Genomic DNA, 19183 nt, shown 5'->3' with positions numbered 1-19183 from the left:
GAAAAAATGATTTGTCCACGTTGTGCCGATGAACATATTGAGGTGATGGCAACATCACCGGTGAAAGGTGTCTGGATGGTATACCAGTGTCAGCACTGTCTGTATACCTGGCGCGATACCGAACCGCTGCGCCGTACCAGCCGCGAGCATTACCCGGAAGCGTTCCGCATGACGCAGAAGGATATTGATGAAGCACCGCAGGTGCCGACGATCCCGCCGCTGCTGTAATAAAAAGCCCGGAGGCGCTGCGCTTACCGGGCGATAATATTGTGCGGTCTTTTGCCCGGTGGCGCTACGCTTACCGAGCCTACGGGTTTTGTAGGCCGGGTAAGGCGAAGCCGCCACCCGGCAAAAAAGACCGCAGAGAACTAAACCAGACTCTTCAACCGATAAATCCACTCCAGCGCCTGACGCGGCGTCAGCGAATCCGGATCGAGATTTTCCAGCGCTTCCACAGCCGGAGAGGTCTCTTCCGGCACCGCCAGCAGTGACATCTGCGTACCATCTATCTGCGTAGCTGCCGCATTCGGTGACAAACTTTCCAGCTCACGCAATTTCTGACGCGCGCGCTTAATCACCTCTTTCGGCACACCCGCCAGCGCGGCGACGGCCAGGCCATAGCTCTTGCTTGCCGCGCCGTCCTGCACCGTGTGCATAAAGGCGATGGTGTCGCCGTGCTCAAGCGCATCAAGGTGGACGTTAGCCACGCCTTCCATTTTCTCTGGCAGCTGTGTCAGTTCGAAATAGTGCGTCGCGAACAGCGTCAGCGCCTTGATTTTATTCGCCAGACTTTCCGCGCACGCCCAGGCCAGGGACAGGCCGTCATAGGTGGAGGTACCGCGTCCTACTTCGTCCATCAACACCAGACTGTTTTCTGTCGCGTTATGCAGAATGTTGGCGGTTTCGGTCATCTCGACCATAAAGGTAGAGCGACCGCTCGCCAGATCGTCCGCCGCACCCACACGGGTGAAGATACGGTCGACAGGGCCAATCTCAACCTTCTGCGCCGGAACGTAGCTGCCGATGTAGGCGAGCAGCGCGATAAGGGCTGTCTGGCGCATATAGGTACTTTTACCGCCCATATTGGGGCCGGTAATGATCAGCATCCTTCGCTGCGGTGACAGGTTCAACGGGTTGGCAATAAACGGCTCGTTCAGCACCTGCTCAACCACCGGATGGCGACCTTCGGTAATGCGAATACCGGGTTTGTCAGTAAAGGTTGGACAGGTGTAGTTCAGCGTTTCGGCGCGCTCGGCCAGGTTTACCAGCACATCCAGCTCGGCCAGCGCAGCGGCGCTCATTTGAAGGTCAGCCAGATGCGGCATCAGGATGTCGAACAGCTCGTCATACAGCTGTTTCTCCAGCGCCAGCGCTTTACCTTTCGACGTGAGCACTTTGTCTTCGTACTCTTTCAGCTCGGGAATAATGTAGCGCTCGGCATTTTTCAGCGTCTGGCGGCGAACGTAGTGAATCGGTGCCAGGTGGCTCTGCCCACGACTGATCTGGATATAGTAACCGTGTACGGCGTTGTAGCCGACTTTCAGGGTGTCGAGCCCCAGACGTTCACGCTCGCGGATTTCCAGCTTATCCAGATAATCCGTCGCGCCATCGGCCAGCGCACGCCATTCGTCCAGCTCTTCGTTATAACCCGGAGCAATAACCCCGCCATCCCGCACCAGAACAGGCGGCGCATCAATGATGGCGCGTTCCAGCAGTTCGCGAAGCTCGGTAAATTCGCCCATGGTTTCGCGCAGCTTTTGCACTGGCGCGCTGTCGATCTCTCCCAGCTGAGCGCGCAGTTCCGGCAACTGCTGGAAAGCGTGACGCATACGGGCGAGATCGCGTGGACGCGCGGTACGCAATGCCAGGCGCGCCAGGATACGCTCAAGATCACCCACCTGACGCAGCACCGGCTGCAACTCGGTGTAACGATCCTGCAATGCGGCAATGGTTTGCTGACGGCCAATCAGCGTTTCGGTGTTGCGGATCGGCATATGCAGCCAGCGTTTGAGCATACGGCTGCCCATGGGGGTAACCGTGCTGTCAAGAACCGACGCCAGCGTATTTTCCATGCCGCCAGCGAGGTTCTGCGTGATCTCCAGGTTGCGGCGCGTGGCGGCATCCATGATGATGCTGTCCTGCTGACGCTCCATGGTAATTGAACGGATATGGGGCAGGGCGGTACGCTGCGTATCCTTCACGTACTGCAACAGGCAGCCTGCAGCACATAGCCCGCGCGGGGCATTTTCCACACCAAAGCCAATCAAATCGCGCGTGCCAAATTGCAGGTTCAGCTGCTGGCGCGCGGTATCAATTTCGAACTCCCACAGTGGACGACGACGCAGGCCGCGGCGACCTTCAATCAGCGCCATCTCGGCGAAATCCTCTGCATAAAGCAGTTCTGCCGGATTAGTGCGCTGTAGTTCAGCCGCCATGGTTTCACGGTCAGCCGGTTCACTCAGGCGAAAACGACCGGAGCTGATATCCAGCGTGGCGTAGCCAAACCCTTTACCGTCCTGCCAGATCGCCGCCAGCAGGTTATCCTGGCGCTCCTGAAGCAGGGCTTCATCGCTGATGGTTCCCGGCGTCACGATGCGTACGACCTTGCGCTCAACGGGGCCTTTCGACGTGGCCGGGTCGCCAATTTGTTCGCAGATAGCGACAGATTCGCCCTGGTTCACCAGCTTCGCCAGATAGTTTTCAACCGCGTGATGCGGGATACCCGCCATCGGGATGGGCTCGCCTGCCGACGCGCCACGTTTCGTCAGAGAAATGTCGAGCAGCTGAGACGCACGTTTCGCATCGTCATAAAAAAGCTCGTAAAAATCGCCCATACGGTAAAACAGCAGAATTTCCGGATGCTGTGCCTTCAGCTTCAGGTACTGCTGCATCATCGGCGTATGCGCGTCGAAATTGTCGATTGTGCTCATGGAGTTATGATATCCATTTCTTTGAAAATATTACGCTTTGAGCGGCTCAATGGCCGATTGTTCCTTCTATTGTCGCATGAAAAAAAGGTGCGGCGCAGAAAAAAGTCACGGCTTTACGAGGCATCTTCCGCTATTAATTCAATGATGATTTTTCCGTGCTCGACGCCCACCCGAACTTGCGAGTTGGTGGTAAATCCCGCTTGTTCAAGCCAGTCGCCTTTCAGGCTCAGCGCTGCGTGTACGCTGTAGCGTTTTGGAATTTTCGTTTTACGGTCTTCATGACGTTTTCTGAAGTAACCCACTTTTAAGTGCCGATAGGGTTTGGCGATCGCGATCTGTTGCATAAGCTCTCCGGTGAATGCGGTTATTTACACCTGTATAAAATACCAGTAAAACGCAGCGAGGGGAGGGGTAATTCTGGAAGGACGCTTCAGAAAACGGAATGCAATAACTGAAAATGTGCGGATAAAAAGGTATTATAAATACACTTTATTGTTGAGGACGACGTTATGTCCGGTAAACGTATTTCACGAGAAAAAAAGACGATCGCCAGAATGATCGACCTGTACGAAAACAGGTGTCCACACGCCATAAAGGAAGAGGGGCACTATTCGGCGCTTAAGGCTTATGCCGATAAGCGGCTGGATAAATGCGTATTTGGTGAGGAAAAACCTGCCTGCAAACAGTGCCCGGTGCACTGTTATCAGCCCGCCCGACGGGAAGAGATGAAGCAGGTGATGCGCTGGGCAGGGCCACGTATGTTATGGCGTCATCCGATTCTGACCATCCGACATCTGATCGACGATCGTCGTCCGGTTCCGAAATTACCGGAAAAGTATCGGCCCAAAAAATAACCGGCTCAGCGCCGCAGTGGACGACAAATCACGCTCAGGACGACGGCGTGGCGCAGGCAGACAGAAAAAGAGCACCAAATATCCCTGCGCCAGCGCGGGAGCGATATGTACCCGCTGACGCTCGCCGCCGGAATGACGGGTTATTTCAGGCTCTCTTTATCGATTCCCAGACGCTTCATACGCGAGAGCAGGGTGGTACGCTTCAGCCCCAGCCGTTGCGCCGCACCTTTCGGTCCGGCTACCACGCCGTTGGTCTCCTTCAGCACTCGCATAATGAGCTGATATTCATCTTCTCCCTCTTTCGCAAGCTCGCTTGCGGCCACGGTCGTTTCAGAGAGAGTAACCTCTGGCAGGGAGAGCTGGAGCACGTTCCCGCGCGTCAGCAGGACCGCGCGCTCAATGACGTTTTCCAGCTCGCGCACGTTCCCCGGCCACTCCATCGCCGAAAGGGTGCGTAGCGTTTCGGCAGGAATACTGTCGATATTTCGCCCCATCCGGCGGGCAATCTTCGCGGTAAAGGCTTTCACCAGCAGCGGAATATCTTCCGGGCGTTCGCGCAGCGGCGGCAGGCAGATCGGGAAGACGTTCAGACGATAGTAAAGATCGCTGCGAAACTCGCGGTCGGCGACCATTTTTTTCAGATCGCGGTTGGTGGCGGCAATCAGACGCACGTCGGTCTGGATCAGCTTGTTGCTGCCGAGACGCTCGAACTCCTGCTCCTGCAAAACGCGCAGCAGCTTAGGCTGAAGCTCCAGCGGCATATCGCCCACTTCGTCGAGGAACAATGAGCTTTTATCCGCCAGTTCAAAACGGCCCAGCCGCTGGCTGCTGGCGCCGGTAAACGCGCCGCGCTCGTGGCCGAACAGGTCGCTTTCCAGTAAGCCCGCAGGCATCGCCGCGCAGTTCATCTTCACCATCCGGCGGCTGTTGCGGTTGCTCAGGTTGTGGATCGCCCGGGCAATCAGCTCTTTCCCTGTGCCGGTTTCACCGAGGATCAGCACCGTGCTGTCGCTCTGCGCCACCATCTCCACCTGCTTGAGGATGTTGTACATGGCATCGCTGCGTCCGATGATTTCGCCAAACTCGCTGTCCACATTGTTGAGCTGCTCGGTCAGCGCCAGGTTTTCGTCCACCAGCCGTTCTTTCAGACGGTGGATCTCCTGATAGGCGAGGGCGTTATCCAGCGCAATGGAGATACGTTCGGCGATCTGGCGCAGCAGCTTCAGGTTGGCGGTGGTAAATACGGCTTCATCGCACTGCGCCAGTTTAAGCACGCCGAGCATGGTGTTGCCGGACATCAGCGGCAGCAGGCACAGGGTCTGGATCTTGTTGCCCCAGGTGTTAAACAGCATCCGCTCGTAGGGCGCTACCGGATCCTGCTCGCTGAGGTTTAACAGCAGGATCTCTTTGCTTTTAAATACCCGTTCAGACAGGGTTCCCGCTTCGTCCACTTCGCTTTGCTCGTGCGCCGGGTTAGCTTCGTCGAGGTAGTGGGTGGAGTAGATGTTCAGCTTGCCCTTACGGTTGCCGCGCAGCGCAATGCTGATAGCATCGATCCTGAAATAGTGATGGATCTCTTTGGCGACTTCGCTCACCAGTTCGTCCATATCGAGACGCGACAGCACGGCATTGGTGATGGCGACCAGAATGCGGAAATTATCGCGCTCGCGGCTCAACAGGTCGTAATCCACGTTATTGGTGACGCGGCTTTGGATCTGCTCTGCCACGACGGCCACAATCTGCGTGAAGGTATGCAACCGCTCGTACTCCGCCTCGGTCCAGGGCTGGTCGTTATTACGGATAAACTCGCAGCCGCCAAAAATTTGCCCTTCCACCGCCAGCGGCAGCATGCTGTAGTGGCCGAACGGGTGGTAAAGGTTGCTCTCTGCCAGCTTCGGCCAGGCCTGGCGAAACTGGTCAAAATTGCAGTGCAGCGCTTCCGGGCGGGAGAGAATACGTCGCACCGGACCGTGGGCCAGAAACGTTTCATCTTCATATTCGAAGATTTTGCCATTATCACGCGTTGAGAAATAGCTCGCGCGGTGGGTTGCGCTATGCCAGAGCACAATGGCGGCGCTGTCCGCCAGCGCTGATTGCCTGACCAGCCGCGTCAGGGCATCGCTCAGCGCGCCGAGGTCGGGCTGTTGTAAAAGTGTGCGCGTGATGTCAAACAGGCCCTGCTGTCCAAGATCGCTCATCGGTGTATACGGCATTATTGCTTTCCAATAGAAACTGGCAAAAAAGAGACATTCAGCGCTGACCGCTTTTGGCGCGGTCTAGCAAATTCGGGGTAACGGTTCAGCGTGCGGCAGATCCAGCGTGCGCTTCACGCCGTAAAGCCCGGTCAGGCGCACCCCTTTGCGCTCAACCACGTCGCCGATGATGGCCGCGTCTTTCCCTAAGGGATGTGCGCGCAGTTGTTCAAGTACGGCTTCCGCCACCGTACGTTCCACGCCGATCACCAGCTTGCCTTCGTTGGCAAAGTTAAGCGGGTCTAGCCCTAATAGCTCGCACAGCCCGCGTACAGCAGGCTTAACGGGCAGGCCGCGCTCGGTCAGTTCAATTCCACAGCCGCTGCTTGCGGCAAATTCGTGTACGACGGCGTTCACGCCGCCTCGCGTGGCGTCGCGCAGGGCTTTTACACCCGGCATGTCGCGCAGCGTCTGGATCAGCGGCGTGAGTACCGCGCAGTCACTGTGCAGCTCGCCATCCAGCCCTAAGCCTTCGCGCAGGTTGAGGATGGTTGCCCCGTGGCAGCCCAGCGTGCCGCTGACAATCAGCACGTCGCCTGCACAAAGCTGCTGCGCGCCCCAGTGAATGTTGGCGGGGATCGCCCCCATTCCGGCGGTGTTAATGAAGAGCTTATCTGCCGCGCCGCGCTGCACCACCTTGGTATCCCCGGTCACGATGGCGATCCCCGCCTCGCGGGCGGTGTGCGCCATGCTGTTGACCACCGCCGTGAGCGTCTCCATGGGTAACCCTTCTTCGAGGATAAACCCGCAGGAGAGGTAGCGGGGGATCGCGCCGCTGACGGCCACGTCGTTTGCCGTGCCGCAGACGGCGAGCTTGCCGATATCGCCGCCCGGGAAGAACAGCGGGTCAATCACGTAGCTGTCGGTAGAGAACGCCAGCCTGTCGCCGTGGGCGGTCAGGGCCGCGAGGTCAATACGCGCCTGATCTTCCTGCTCGGCGAGCCAGGGGTTGTTAAAGGCTTCCATGAACAGCCTGTTAATCAACTGCTGCATCGCCTGTCCACCGCTTCCGTGCGCCATTTCCACCGTGTTCATGCTTCACACTCCTGGTTGCGATAGTGATACCACGCGGCGCATGCCCCTTCGGAAGAGACCATCAGCGCGCCAAACGCGGTTTGCGGGTTACAGGCGTTGCCAAATAACGGGCAGTGATGAGGTTTGCATTTGCCGGTGAGTACGTCGCCACAGCGGGCGCGGGGATCGTCGCACACCTTCTGCGGCTGCGGGCGGAAATGCGCTTCGGCGTCGAAGGCGCGATACGCGGGCGTCAGGTGTACGCCGGATTCGGCAATCAGCCCCAGTCCGCGCCACTCGCTGTCGCCTTCGACGCTAAACACGTCGGCTATCGCCTGCTGTGCCCGTCTGTTACCTGCATCGGGCACCACGCGGCGATACTGATTTTCCACCACACTCAGGGCCGCTATTTTCTGCTCAACCAGCATGGTCACGCCTTGCAGTAGATCAAGTGGCTCGAAACCAGCCACCACTAACGGACGATTGTACTGTTCAGCGATAAAACCGTAGGCTTCTGTGCCGATCACCATGCTGACGTGTCCTGGTGCCAGGAAGGCGTCGATGCCGTTGTCCGGCGCTTCAAGCAGGCTACGCAGCGTGGGAATAAGCGTGATGTGCTGGCAGAAAAAGTAAAAGTTAGTGACGTTGCGGGCTTTCGCCTGCTGGAGAGTGATAGCGGTGGCGGGCATGGTGGTTTCAAAACCCAGCCCGAAAAAGACCACCTTACGCTCAGGATTAGCCTCTGCCAGCGTCAGGGCATCCATCGGTGAGTAGACGATCCGCACGTCCGCGCCGCGCGCCTTCGCCTGGAGCAGCGAGCCATTTTTTCCCGGTACGCGCATGGCGTCGCCAAAGGTGCAAAAAATCACACCGGGGCGGCTGGCGATGTCGAGACAGCTGTCGATGCGCCCCATCGGCAGCACGCACACCGGGCAGCCGGGGCCGTGGATAAATTCGATGTTCTCCGGCAGCAGCTGGTCGAGGCCAAATTTAAAGATGGCGTGGGTGTGTCCGCCGCACACCTCCATGATCCGCAGCGGTTTTTCTTTCGTGTAGTCCAGCAGGGACGCGCGGGTTTTCAGGCGATCGATAAGCTGCAACACCTGCTCAGGCGCGCGATATTCATCAACGTAACGCATGTGTTATCGTTCCTCACCATACAGCAGGGCACCCACGTCCGGCTCAACGTCGAACATATTCTGTAGCGCGTCCAGCGTGTCGCGGGCTTCTTCCTCATTAATCACGCTCATGGCAAACCCCACGTGGACCAGCACCCACTGGCCGAGACGCGATGCGCCGGTCTCATCGTGGCTGCCCACCAGCGTCAGATCGACATCGCGCAGGATGCCGCAGATCTCCACTTTGGCCTGATTGCCGACGATGGAATGAATTTGTCCGGGGACGCCTATGCACATCGTTCGCTCTCCAGCCAGTTCAGCCAGGCATCCATCCCGTCGCCGCGCGTGGCGGAAACCAGCAGGATCTCAATGTCCGGGTTCACTTCCCGGGCGTAAGCCAGGCACTTATCCACGTCGAAATTCAGGTACGGCAGCAGGTCGACTTTGTTCAGCAGCATGAGGGAGGCGGCGGCAAACATATGTGGATACTTCAGCGGCTTGTCTTCCCCTTCGGTCACGGAGAGCACCGCCACTTTATGCCGCTCGCCGAGGTCGAAGCTTGCCGGGCAGACCAGGTTGCCGACGTTTTCAATAAACAGGATGCCGTTATCCGCCAGCGGCAGGCGCGGGGCGGCGTCGGCAATCATCTGCGCATCCAGGTGGCAGCCCTTGCCGGTGTTGACCTGAATCGCGGGCGTACCGGTTTCGCGGATGCGCGCCGCGTCGTTTACCGTTTGCTGATCGCCTTCGATAACGGCGCAGGAGACACGTTTATTCAGTCGTTTGAGGGTTTCGGTCAGCAGGGTGGTTTTACCGGAGCCGGGGCTGGAGACCAGGTTCAGTACCAGCTGTTGACGGGCGGCAAAGCGGGCGCGATTGCGGGCGGCGAGCTGGTTATTTTTGTCCAGCACATTGATCTCCACCTCCAGCATCTCGCGCTGGCTGATGCCCGGCGCGTGGGTGCCTGCTTCGCCGTGGCCGTAATGCAGGTCGCCCGCGTCTGAACGCTGCGGCGCAAAGGTGATGCCGGTCAGTGCCGCCGCGGGACGCGGTGCAGGAGAAAAGGGTGCGGAGCGAAACGCGGAGTGGGGACGGTGTTCATCCCCTTCTATATACAGGTTGCCTTCAGCGCAACCGCAGGTACTACACATACATTACTCCTTCTCGATTTCGAGGCGTTGGATCTGCATACCGTCATCCGCCACGATGCGCAGCCCGCTGCTCTGGCACTGCGGACAGCGCTGTACCTTCGATGACAGCAGCGTGACGTACTGCTGACACTGCTCGCACCAGCACTCCGCCTGCTGCTCCTCGATATGCAGTGCGCAACCCTCCGCCAGCGTGCCGCGGCACACCAGCTCAAAACAGAAGGTGAGGGCGCTGTTCTCGACGCAGGAAAACGCCCCGACCTTCAGCCAGACGCCGGTCACGCGCTTCGCATGGTTCTGCACAGCCTGCTGTTCGATAAGTTCCAGTGCCCGCTGGCAGAGGGTGATTTCGTGCATGACGCCTCCTTAATGAATTGCCCCTTTAATGCAATAACAGTGCCAGCTTGATTTGCGTTACGGCGTGACGATGTCAACGCTGTCGAAATGACACGTCGACACCGCAGCGGTGACAGTGTGCATCTCTTTAAAATCCATTTAAATCAATAAATTAAAAACTGGCACGAAATCTGCTTAACAGCCGCTAACTCCATTAACCGGATACCTTTTATGACTATTTGGGAAATTAGCGAAAAAGCGGATTACATCGCGCAACGTCATCAGCAGCTTCAGGATCAGTGGCACCTCTACTGCAACTCTCTGATTCAGGGGATCACCCTGTCAAAAGCCCGTCTGCACCATGCCATGAGCTGCGCGGCGCAGGGGGATATGCGCTTTGTGTTGTTTGGTCACTTCACGATTTTTGTCACCCTGGCGGAGAGCTTCAACAGCCACACCATTGAGTATTACGTTGAGACAAAAGAGGGTGAAAAACAGTGTATTGCGAAAGCCCAACTGATGGCCGACGGCATGGTGGACGGTCACGTCAGCACCCGCGATCGCCAGCAGGTGCTGGAGCACTATCTGGAGAAAATCGCGCCGGTTTATAACGGCCTCTACGCTGCCGTTGAGCACGATCAGCCGATCAACCTGAAACAGCTGATCGACGGAAAATCCTCCGCGAACGTGGCCTGAAGAGCGAGTGTCGAGAAGTGTCGATAAGACAGTTTTTTTTCGTCAAAAATGACCATCACCAGAGGATGACCCGGTGAACCGTTTTGTAATTGCTGACTCGACGGTCTGTATTGGCTGTCGAACCTGTGAGGCGGCGTGCTCGGAAACGCACCGCCTGCACGGGCTACAGTCCATGCCGCGCCTGCGCGTCATGCGTAATGAGAAAGAGTCTGCCCCGCAGCTCTGTCACCACTGTGAAGACGCGCCATGCGCAGGCGTCTGTCCCGTCAATGCCATCACCCGCGTTGACGGCGCGGTACAGCTGAACGAAAGCCTGTGCGTGAGCTGCAAGCTGTGCGGCATCGCCTGTCCGTTCGGTGCCATTGAGTTTTCCGGCAGCCGTCCGCTGCATATTCCGGCGAATGCCAACACCCCGAAAGCGCCGCCTGCGCCACCGGCACCGGCACGCGTGAGCACGCTGCTGGACTGGGTGCCGGGCATTCGCGCCATCGCGGTGAAGTGCGACCTGTGCAGCTTCGATGAACAAGGTCCGGCCTGCGTGCGCACCTGTCCGACCAAAGCGTTAATTCTGGTAAATATTCGCGACATCGCCCGCACCAGCAAACGCAAGCGCGAGCTGACCATCAATACTGACGTCGGCGATCTTTCGCTGCTGCGGGCGCTTAACGAGGGGGCGAAATGAACGCGATAGTTATGATGACCAGCGGCGTGGCCTGGTTTGCCACCGCCGCTGTCCTGGCGCTGCTCCTCTCCTTCCATAAAACGCTGAGCGGCTGGATCGCCGGTATCGGCGGAGCGGTCGGCAGCCTGATGACGCTGGCGGCGGGCGGCGTTGTCCTGATCGACGGCCAATCCGTCGACACCCTCATCCCGCTGATTCACCACGCCGTTGAGCTTACGCCGCTAAATGCCATCTGGCTGGTCACCTTTGGTCTGTGTGGGCTGTTTATCAGCCTGTTTAATATCGACTGGCACCGCCATCAGCACACCAACGCCAACGGCCTGCTGGTTAACCTGTTGATGGCCGCCGCGGTCTGCACTGTTGTCGCCAGCAACCTCGGCGCGCTGGTGGTGATGGCTGAAATCATGGCCCTGTGTGGCGTGTTCCTGACCGGATGCAGCGCCTCCGGCAAGCTGTGGTTTGCGCTCGGACGACTCGGCACGCTGCTGCTGGCGCTGGCCTGCTGGCTGGTGTGGCAGCGTTTCGGCACGCTGGACTTTGCCGTGCTTAACGGCCAGCCGCTGGGGAATGACGTCTGGCTGTTGGGCGTAGTCGGTTTTGGCCTGCTGGCCGGGATTATCCCGCTGCACGGCTGGGTGCCGCAGGCGCATGCCAATGCCTCGGCCCCGGCTGCCGCGCTGTTCTCCACCGTGGTGATGAAGGTCGGTCTGTTCGGCATCCTGACGATAACCCTGACGGGCGGCCAGCCGCCGCTGTGGTGGGGCGTGGCGCTGCTGATTGCGGGGATGATCACCGCATTTGTCGGCGGGCTGTACGCCCTGATGGAGCATAACATCCAGCGCCTGCTGGCGTACCACACCCTGGAGAATATCGGCATCATCCTGCTCGGCATGGGCGCGGGCGTCAGCGGGCTGGCGCTCAACCAGCCGGCGCTGATTGCCGCCGGGTTTATTGGCGGTCTGTATCACCTTATCAACCACAGCCTGTTTAAAAGCACCCTGTTCCTCGGGGCGGGCAGCGTCTGGTTTCGCACCGGGCACCGCGATATTGAAAAGCTCGGCGGGATTGGCAAAAAAATGCCCGTCATTTCGCTGGCGATGCTGGTCGGGCTGATGGCGATGGCCGCGCTTCCGCCGCTGAACGGCTTTGCCGGGGAGTGGGTAATCTATCAATCCTTCTTCGCGCTCGGCCAGAGCGACGCGTTTATCGCGCGGCTGCTCGGCCCGCTGCTGGCGGTTGGGCTGGCGATTACCGGGGCGCTGGCGGTGATGTGTATGGCGAAGGTTTACGGCGTCACCTTCCTGGGCGCGCCGCGCACCCGCGAAGCGGAAAACGCCTGTTGCGCCCCGGTGCTGATGGCCACCAGCGTGGTCGCGCTGGCGCTGTGCTGTATCGCAGGTGGGGTTGCCGCGCCGTGGCTGCTGCCGCTTCTGGGCCATGCCATTCCGCTGCCGCTGGCTACGGCGCATACCGTCGTGTCCCAGCCGATGATGGCGCTGCTGCTGATTGCCGCGCCGCTCCTGCCGTTCGTGCTGATGCTGTTCTTCAGACGCGACCGTCTCGCCTCTCGCTCGCGCGGCGCGGCGTGGGCCTGCGGCTACGAACACGAGCAGTCGATGGTCATCACCGCCCACGGTTTCGCCATGCCGGTGAAGGAGAACTTCGCCGCCGTGCTGAAGCTGCGCCACTGGCTGAACCCGGTGGGCTGGGTGCCGGGCTGGCAGAGTGCCGCCGTGCCCGTGCTGTTCCGCCGCCTGGCGCTGATCGAGCTGGCGGTGCTGGTGGTGATTGTCATTTCACGAGGAGCCTGACATGAGTTTGTTACTGGCAATACTTCAGGCGCTGGTGCTGTTCGCCGCCGCGCCGCTGCTGTCGGGCATCACGCGCGTGGCGCGCGCCCGGCTGCACAACCGTCGCGGGCCTGGCGTGCTCCAGGAGTACCGCGATCTTTTCAAGCTGCTCTCCCGTCAGAGCGTCGCGCCGGATGCCGCAGGTTGGGTGTTCCGCCTGACGCCGTTCGTGATGGTCGGCGTGATGCTGACCATCGCCACCGCGCTGCCGGTAGTGACGGTGGGCTCGCCGCTGCCCGTGCTTGGCGATCTGATTACGCTGATCTACCTCTTCGCCATCGCGCGTTTCTTCTTTGCGATTGCGGGCCTGGACACCGGCAGCCCGTTTACGGGTATCGGCGCCAGTCGTGAGGCGATGCTCGGCGTGCTGGTTGAGCCAATTCTGCTGCTGGGGCTGTGGGTCGCCGCGCAGGTTGCTGGCTCGACCCACATCAGTTTCATCACCGACACCGTTTACCACTGGCCGGTTTCACGTTCGCTCCCGCTGGTGCTGGCGCTCTGCGCCTGCGCGTTCGCCACCTTTATCGAGATGGGCAAGCTGCCGTTCGATCTCGCGGAAGCGGAGCAGGAATTGCAGGAGGGGCCACTCACCGAGTACAGCGGCTACGGCTTTGCGGTGCTGAAGTGGGGCATCAGCCTCAAGCAGCTGGTGGTGTTGCAGATGTTCGTCGGCGTTTTCTTCCCGTGGGGGCAGATGACGCACTTCTCTGCGGGCGGCCTGCTGCTGGCCGTTGTGGTGGCTGCGCTCAAGCTGCTTATCGGCGTGCTGGTGATTGCCCTGTTTGAAAACAGCATGGCGCGCCTGCGTTTTGTCGAAACGTCACGCATTACCTGGGCTGGTTTTGGTTTTGCATTTTTAGCGTTCGTCTCCTTGCTGGTGGCGTGATTAAAGAGAGTGTTTATGTCTGAAGAAAAGAAAGGTCAGCAGTATCTCGCCGCGTTGCATCAGGCTTTCCCGGGCGTGGTGCTGGAGGAGTCATGGCAAACCAAAGACCAGGTAACCGTCACCATTAAGGTGAACTACCTGCCGGAAGTGGTGGAGTTTCTTTACTACCAGCAGGGCGGCTGGCTGTCGGTGCTGTTCGGCAACGACGAGCGTCAGCTGTGCGGCAACTATGCGGTGTACTACGTGATGTCGATGGAGCAGGGCGAGAAGTGCTGGCTCACCGTGCGCGTCGAAGTTGACCCGAACAAGCCGGAGTACCCGTCCGTCACGCCGCGCGTACCCGCGGCCGTCTGGGGCGAGCGCGAAGTGCGCGACATGTACGGCCTGGTGCCGGTTGGTCTGCCTGACGAGCGTCGCCTGGTGCTGCCGGACGACTGGCCGGATGAACTCTATCCGCTGCGCAAGGACAGCATGGACTACCGCCAGCGTCCGGCCCCGACAACCGACAGCGAAACCTACGAGTTCATCAACGAGCTGGGCAGCAAGAAGAATAATGTGGTGCCGATCGGCCCGCTGCACGTCACCTCTGACGAACCGGGCCACTTCCGCCTGTTCGTCGACGGCGAAAACATTATCGACGCCGACTACCGCCTGTTCTACGTCCACCGCGGCATGGAGAAGCTGGCGGAGACCCGCATGGGCTACAACGAAGTCACGTTTCTTTCTGACCGCGTGTGCGGCATCTGCGGCTTTGCCCACAGCACCGCCTACACCACCTCGGTGGAGAACGGCATGGGGATCGTGGTGCCGGAACGCGCGCAGATGATCCGCGCCATTCTGCTGGAGGTGGAACGCCTGCACTCACACCTGCTGAACCTCGGCCTGGCCTGCCACTTCGTCGGCTTTGACTCCGGGTTTATGCAGTTCTTCCGCGTGCGTGAGGCATCAATGAAGATGGCGGAGATCCTCACCGGGGCGCGTAAAACCTACGGCCTGAACCTGATCGGCGGGATCCGCCGCGACCTGCTGAAAGACGACATGATCCAGACCCGCCAGCTGGCGCAGCAGATGCGCCGCGACGTGCAGGAGCTGGTGGACATGCTGCTCAGCACGCCAAACATCGAGCAGCGCACCGTCGGGATTGGTCGTCTTGACCCGGAAATCGCCCGCGACTTCAGCAACGTCGGCCCGATGGTGCGCGCCAGCGGCCACGCCCGCGACACCCGCGCCGATCACCCGTTCGTCGGCTACGGCCTGCTGCCGATGACCGTGCACAGCGAGCAGGGCTGCGACGTCATCTCCCGCCTGAAGGTGCGCATCAACGAGGTGTTTACTGCGCTGAACATGATCGACTACGGCCTCGATAACCTGCCGGGCGGCCCGCTGATGGTGGAAGGCTTCACCTACATTCCAAACCGCTTTGCCCTCGGATTCGCCGAAGCGCCGCGCGGGGATGACATTCACTGGAGCATGACCGGCGACAACCAGAAGCTCTACCGCTGGCGCTGCCGTGCGGCGACCTACGCCAACTGGCCAACCCTGCGCTACATGCTGCGCGGTAACACCGTCTCTGACGCGCCGCTGATCATCGGCAGCCTCGACCCGTGCTACTCCTGCACCGACCGCATGACCGTCGTGGACGTGCGCAAGAAGAAAAGCCAGGTGGTGCCCTACAAAGAGCTTGAGCGCTACAGCATCGAGCGTAAGAACTCGCCGCTGAAATAAGGACTCGTCATGTTTACCTTTATCAAAAAAGTGATCAAAACCGGCGCGCAGACCAGCAGTTATCCGCTGGAGCCGATGCCGGTGGATAAAAACTTTCGCGGCAAGCCGGAGCACAACCCGCAGCAGTGCATCGGCTGCGCGGCCTGCGTCAACGCCTGCCCGTCGAATGCCTTAACGGTGGAAACGGACCTGAAAACCGGCGAGCTGGCCTGGCAGTTTAACCTCGGGCGCTGCATCTTCTGCGGCCGCTGCGAGGAGGTCTGCCCGACGGTAGCCATTCGCCTGTCTCAGGAGTACGAGCTGGCGGTGTGGAAAAAAGAGGATTTCCTCCAGCAGTCGCGCTTTGCGCTGTGCAACTGCCGCGTCTGCAAGCGTCCGTTCGCCGTGCAAAAAGAGATCGACTACGCCATCGCGCTGCTGAAGCACAACGGCGACGTGCGTGCGGAGCATCACCGTGAAAGCTTCGAAACCTGCCCGGAGTGCAAACGTCAGAAATGCCTGCTGCCGTCTGACCGCATCGATTTAACCCGTCATATGAGAGAGGCCAGCTGATGGAAAACTTACTCGGCCCGCGCGACGCTAACGGCATTCCGGTGCCGCTGACGGTGGAGGAGTCCATCGCCAGCATGAAGGCGTCGTTGCTGAAAAAAATCAAACGCTCGGCCTACGTCTATCGCGTGGACTGCGGCGGCTGCAACGGCTGTGAGATCGAAATCTTCGCCACCCTGTCACCGCTGTTTGACGCCGAACGCTTCGGCATCAAAGTGGTGCCGTCCCCGCGCCACGCGGATATCCTGCTGTTCACCGGCGCGGTCACCCGCGCGATGCGCTCGCCTGCGCTGCGCGCCTGGCAGTCTGCGCCGGATCCGAAAATCTGCATCTCCTACGGCGCCTGCGGCAACAGCGGCGGCATCTTCCACGATCTTTACTGCGTCTGGGGCGGCACCGACAAAATCGTGCCGGTGGACGTCTACATTCCGGGCTGCCCGCCGACGCCCGCCGCCACGCTGTACGGTTTTGCCATGGCGCTCGGCCTGCTGGAGCAGAAGATCCACGCCCGCGAGCCGGGCGAGCTGGACAACCAGCCAGCCACTCTCCTGCACCCGGATATGGTGCAGCCGCTGCGGGTGAAGATCGACCGCACGGCGCGCAGGCTGGCGGGTTACCGCTATGGCCGTCAGATTGCAGACGATTATCTGCGTCTGCTGAGCCAGGGCGACCATCAGGTGGCGCGCTGGCTGGAGGCGGAAAACGATCCGCGTCTCAATGAGATCGTGGCAAACCTGAACAGTATTGTGGATGAGGCGCGTATCCGATGAGTGAAACGGTGGTGTTCAGCCAGCTGAGCCGTAAGTTTATTGATGAGAACGATGCCACGCCGGATGCGGCGCAGCAGGTGGTCTATTACAGCCTGGCGATTGGGCACCACCTCGGGGTGATCGACTGCCTTGAAACGGCGCTAAGCTGCCCGTGGCCCGAGTACCTGGCGTGGATCGCCACGCTGGAGGAGGGCAGCACGGCGCGGCGCAAAATGGAGGGCGTGCCGAAGTACGGTGAGATCGTTATCGACGCCAACCACATTGCGATGCTCGCCAACGCCTTTGACGCGGCGCTGAGCGTACAAACCCCGGCGCAGCAGGCGTGGAGCAAAACGCTGCTCGGCATGCTGCACGATATTCATCAGGAGAGCGCCATCTACCTGATGGTGAGGAGATTACGTGACTGACGTTTTACTGTGTGTCGGCAACAGCATGATGGGCGACGACGGCGCGGGCCCGCTGCTGGCGGAGATGTGCGCCGCGAACCCGCCGGGCAACTGGGTGGTGATTGACGGCGGCAGCGCGCCGGAAAACGACGTGGTGGCCATTCGCGAGCTGCGCCCGGACAGGTTGTTAATCGTCGATGCCACCGATATGGGGCTCAACCCCGGCGAGATCCGCCTGATTGACCCGGACGACATCGCCGAGATGTTTATGATGACCACCCACAACATGCCGCTGAACTACCTGGTGGATCAGATTAAAGACGACGTGGGTGAGGTGCTGTTTCTGGGCATTCAGCCGGACATCGTCGGGTTTTATTATCCGATGACGCCGCCGGTGAAAGAGGCGGTGGACGTGGTGTATTCACGGCTTGCAGGGTGGGTTGGGGACGGGGGATTTCAGCCCCTCACCCCGGCCCTCTCCCCAGAGGGGAGAGGGTGAAAACCGCATCGAGCAGTTTGTACGCCGGGTAAGGCAACGCCGCCACCCGGCAAAACAGGCTACGCCAGATCCGCCCCGTTACTCGCAATCACCTTCTTATACCACCAGAACGATTTCTTGCGCTTGCGGTCCAGCGTGCCGTTCCCGGCGTCGTCGCGGTCGACGTAGACAAACCCGTAGCGCTTGCTCATCTCCCCGGTTGAGGCCGAGACCAGGTCAATGCAGCCCCAGGTGGTGTAGCCCAGCAGCGGCACGCCGTCCTCAATCGCGTCACCCATCGCACGGATATGCTCGCGCAGGTAGCTGATGCGGTAGTCGTCGTTGATCTCGCCGTTTTCATCAATGACGTCCTTCGCCCCGAGGCCGTTTTCCACCAGGAACAGCGGCTTCTGGTAGCGGTCATACATCATGTTCATGGTGATGCGCAGCCCGAGCGGGTCGATGCCCCAGCCCCACTCGCTCACCTGAATATGCGGGTTGCGCAGGGACTTCACGATGTTCGCCGCGCTGGTGTTGCCCGCGTTCATATCCGCCGACGCGCAGCGCGAGGCGTAATAACTGAACGAGACAAAGTCGACGGTGTTTTTCAGCAGGTCGTCGTCGCCGGGGTCTTTCACAATCACCACGCCTTTTTCGCGGAACACGCGGGCGGAGTAGGCCGGATAGCTGCCGCGCGCCTGCACGTCGATAAAGAACAGGTTCTCGCGATCTTTCTCCAGTGCCATCCACACGTCTTCCGGCTTGCAGGAGTAGGGGTAGAAGTTACCGCCCGCCAGCATGCAGCCGACCTGGTTTTCCGGGTTCACCTCGTGGGCGATTTTGGTCGCCAGCGCGCTCGCCACCAGCTCGTGGTGCGCGGCCTGGTATTTCACCTGGTCTTCGTTTTCCCCTTCCTCAAACACCAGCCCCGCGCCGGAGAACGGGCTGTGCAGCATGATGTTGATTTCGTTGAAGGTCAGCCAGTATTTCACCAGCCCGTTAAACGCCTCGAAGCAGGTGCGGGCGTAGCGGGCGAAGAAATCCACCATCTTACGGTTGCGCCAGGAGCCGTACTCCGTCACCAGGTGCATCGGCACGTCGAAATGGCAGAGCGTCACCAGCGGCTCGATGTTGTACTTTTTGCACTCCTCGAACACCGCGCGGTAGAAGGCAATGCCCTCCTGATTCGGCAACGGTTCGTCGCCGTTCGGGTAGAGGCGGCTCCAGGCAATCGAGGTGCGGAACACCGTAAAGCCCATCTCCGCCATCAGGGCAATGTCTTCTTTGTAACGATGGTAAAAATCAATCGCCTCGTGGCTCGGGTAAAATTCGTCGTCACGCAACGAAAACCGTTTTTCCTTGCCGACTTTTACCGCCAGACGGTTTGCGCCGTGGGGGATCATATCGACCGTCGTCAGTCCTTTGCCGCCTTCACGGTAAGCCCCTTCACTCTGGTTGGCGGCAAGCGCGCCGCCCCATAAAAATCCTTGTGGAAAAACAGACATTCTT

The 19183-nt window shown here is 59.8% G+C and carries 20 protein-coding genes; 11 read left to right on the top strand and 9 right to left on the bottom strand.

The window, feature by feature from the left end; translation table 11 throughout:
- The first annotated feature begins 6 nt into the window (after positions 1–6).
- On the top strand, positions 7–228 hold the full coding sequence (locus tag ACOTXC_RS03055; RefSeq protein ID WP_154849400.1) for a non-oxidative hydroxyarylic acid decarboxylases subunit D: 222 nt from the start codon (positions 7–9) through the stop codon (positions 226–228).
- A 140-nt stretch (positions 229–368) separates the two neighbouring features.
- Here ACOTXC_RS03055 and mutS read toward each other — a convergent pair whose 3' ends face one another.
- Together mutS and ACOTXC_RS03045 are read right to left on the bottom strand one after the other, a co-directional pair.
- Positions 369–2930 (bottom strand): DNA mismatch repair protein MutS, encoded by a 2562-nt coding sequence (mutS, locus tag ACOTXC_RS03050; protein ID WP_022649176.1) that lies wholly within the window; start codon positions 2928–2930, stop codon positions 369–371.
- 113 nt (positions 2931–3043) lie between these two features.
- Positions 3044–3274 carry a SymE family type I addiction module toxin gene (locus ACOTXC_RS03045; RefSeq protein ID WP_022649175.1) on the bottom strand — a complete coding sequence of 77 codons (231 nt, stop codon included), beginning with the start codon at positions 3272–3274 and terminating at the stop codon, positions 3044–3046.
- A 165-nt stretch (positions 3275–3439) separates the two neighbouring features.
- On the opposite strand from ACOTXC_RS03045, the gene ACOTXC_RS03040 reads away from it, so the two are divergent.
- Positions 3440–3784 carry a nitrous oxide-stimulated promoter family protein gene (locus tag ACOTXC_RS03040; RefSeq protein WP_421767396.1) on the top strand — a complete coding sequence of 115 codons (345 nt, stop codon included), beginning with the start codon at positions 3440–3442 and terminating at the stop codon, positions 3782–3784.
- A 140-nt stretch (positions 3785–3924) separates the two neighbouring features.
- On the opposite strand, the gene flhA is transcribed toward ACOTXC_RS03040, so the two are convergent.
- From flhA to hypA, 6 genes are all read right to left on the bottom strand, one after another.
- On the bottom strand, positions 3925–5997 hold the full coding sequence (flhA, locus tag ACOTXC_RS03035) for a formate hydrogenlyase transcriptional activator FlhA (RefSeq protein ID WP_023330179.1): 2073 nt from the start codon (positions 5995–5997) through the stop codon (positions 3925–3927).
- A 63-nt stretch (positions 5998–6060) separates the two neighbouring features.
- Positions 6061–7071 carry a hydrogenase expression/formation protein HypE gene (gene hypE / locus ACOTXC_RS03030; protein WP_023306824.1) on the bottom strand — a complete coding sequence of 337 codons (1011 nt, stop codon included), beginning with the start codon at positions 7069–7071 and terminating at the stop codon, positions 6061–6063.
- On the bottom strand, positions 7068–8189 hold the full coding sequence (gene hypD, locus ACOTXC_RS03025; RefSeq protein ID WP_045308749.1) for a hydrogenase formation protein HypD: 1122 nt from the start codon (positions 8187–8189) through the stop codon (positions 7068–7070). Before hypD ends, hypE begins: the two co-directional genes overlap by 4 nt.
- 3 nt (positions 8190–8192) lie before the next feature.
- Positions 8193–8465 carry a HypC/HybG/HupF family hydrogenase formation chaperone gene (locus tag ACOTXC_RS03020; RefSeq protein ID WP_023298471.1) on the bottom strand — a complete coding sequence of 91 codons (273 nt, stop codon included), beginning with the start codon at positions 8463–8465 and terminating at the stop codon, positions 8193–8195.
- Positions 8456–9319 carry a hydrogenase nickel incorporation protein HypB gene (hypB, locus tag ACOTXC_RS03015; protein ID WP_032625971.1) on the bottom strand — a complete coding sequence of 288 codons (864 nt, stop codon included), beginning with the start codon at positions 9317–9319 and terminating at the stop codon, positions 8456–8458. The genes ACOTXC_RS03020 and hypB overlap by 10 nt, the downstream gene beginning before the upstream one ends.
- Before the next feature lie 3 nt (positions 9320–9322).
- Entirely contained in the window at positions 9323–9673 is a 351-nt protein-coding gene (gene hypA, locus ACOTXC_RS03010) for a hydrogenase maturation nickel metallochaperone HypA (protein WP_421767395.1), read from the bottom strand.
- Positions 9674–9883: 210 nt separating this feature from the next.
- Here hypA and hycA point away from each other — a divergent pair, with 210 nt between their 5' ends.
- The 9 genes from hycA to hycI all read left to right on the top strand — a co-directional run bounded on the left by hycA (position 9884) and on the right by hycI (position 17695).
- On the top strand, positions 9884–10348 hold the full coding sequence (gene hycA, locus ACOTXC_RS03005) for a formate hydrogenlyase regulator HycA (RefSeq protein WP_022649167.1): 465 nt from the start codon (positions 9884–9886) through the stop codon (positions 10346–10348).
- Between the two features lie 73 nt (positions 10349–10421).
- On the top strand, positions 10422–11030 hold the full coding sequence (locus ACOTXC_RS03000) for a 4Fe-4S dicluster domain-containing protein (protein WP_157506837.1): 609 nt from the start codon (positions 10422–10424) through the stop codon (positions 11028–11030).
- On the top strand, positions 11027–12841 hold the full coding sequence (gene hycC / locus ACOTXC_RS02995; RefSeq protein ID WP_023306821.1) for a formate hydrogenlyase subunit 3: 1815 nt from the start codon (positions 11027–11029) through the stop codon (positions 12839–12841). The genes ACOTXC_RS03000 and hycC overlap by 4 nt, the downstream gene beginning before the upstream one ends.
- A gap of 1 nt (position 12842) precedes the next feature.
- Complete coding sequence (locus ACOTXC_RS02990) at positions 12843–13766, top strand: respiratory chain complex I subunit 1 family protein (RefSeq protein ID WP_032625965.1); 924 nt, start codon at positions 12843–12845, stop codon at positions 13764–13766.
- Between the two features lie 15 nt (positions 13767–13781).
- Complete coding sequence (hycE, locus tag ACOTXC_RS02985) at positions 13782–15491, top strand: formate hydrogenlyase subunit HycE (protein ID WP_022649163.1); 1710 nt, start codon at positions 13782–13784, stop codon at positions 15489–15491.
- Between the two features lie 9 nt (positions 15492–15500).
- Positions 15501–16043 carry a formate hydrogenlyase complex iron-sulfur subunit gene (locus ACOTXC_RS02980; RefSeq protein WP_022649162.1) on the top strand — a complete coding sequence of 181 codons (543 nt, stop codon included), beginning with the start codon at positions 15501–15503 and terminating at the stop codon, positions 16041–16043.
- A complete protein-coding gene (locus ACOTXC_RS02975) occupies positions 16043–16810 on the top strand; it encodes an NADH-quinone oxidoreductase subunit B family protein (RefSeq protein WP_022649161.1) in 768 nt (255 codons plus the stop codon). The genes ACOTXC_RS02980 and ACOTXC_RS02975 overlap by 1 nt, the downstream gene beginning before the upstream one ends.
- Positions 16807–17217 (top strand): formate hydrogenlyase maturation HycH family protein, encoded by a 411-nt coding sequence (locus ACOTXC_RS02970; protein ID WP_063163528.1) that lies wholly within the window; start codon positions 16807–16809, stop codon positions 17215–17217. The genes ACOTXC_RS02975 and ACOTXC_RS02970 overlap by 4 nt, the downstream gene beginning before the upstream one ends.
- The gene (gene hycI, locus ACOTXC_RS02965) at positions 17210–17695 is read left to right on the top strand and encodes a hydrogenase maturation peptidase HycI (RefSeq protein WP_022649159.1); all 486 of its coding nucleotides are present in this window, start codon (positions 17210–17212) and stop codon (positions 17693–17695) included. Before ACOTXC_RS02970 ends, hycI begins: the two co-directional genes overlap by 8 nt.
- A 59-nt stretch (positions 17696–17754) precedes the next feature.
- Here the strand turns inward: hycI and ACOTXC_RS02960 are convergent, their stop codons facing one another.
- A complete protein-coding gene (locus tag ACOTXC_RS02960; RefSeq protein WP_022649158.1) occupies positions 17755–19179 on the bottom strand; it encodes a 6-phospho-beta-glucosidase in 1425 nt (474 codons plus the stop codon).
- Positions 19180–19183: the final 4 nt, after the last annotated feature.

Source organism: Enterobacter cloacae complex sp. IR5428, from assembly GCF_049238585.1.
GTDB classification, from domain to species: domain Bacteria; phylum Pseudomonadota; class Gammaproteobacteria; order Enterobacterales; family Enterobacteriaceae; genus Enterobacter; species Enterobacter intestinihominis.
This window is presented reverse-complemented; position numbering and strand designations above follow the sequence as displayed.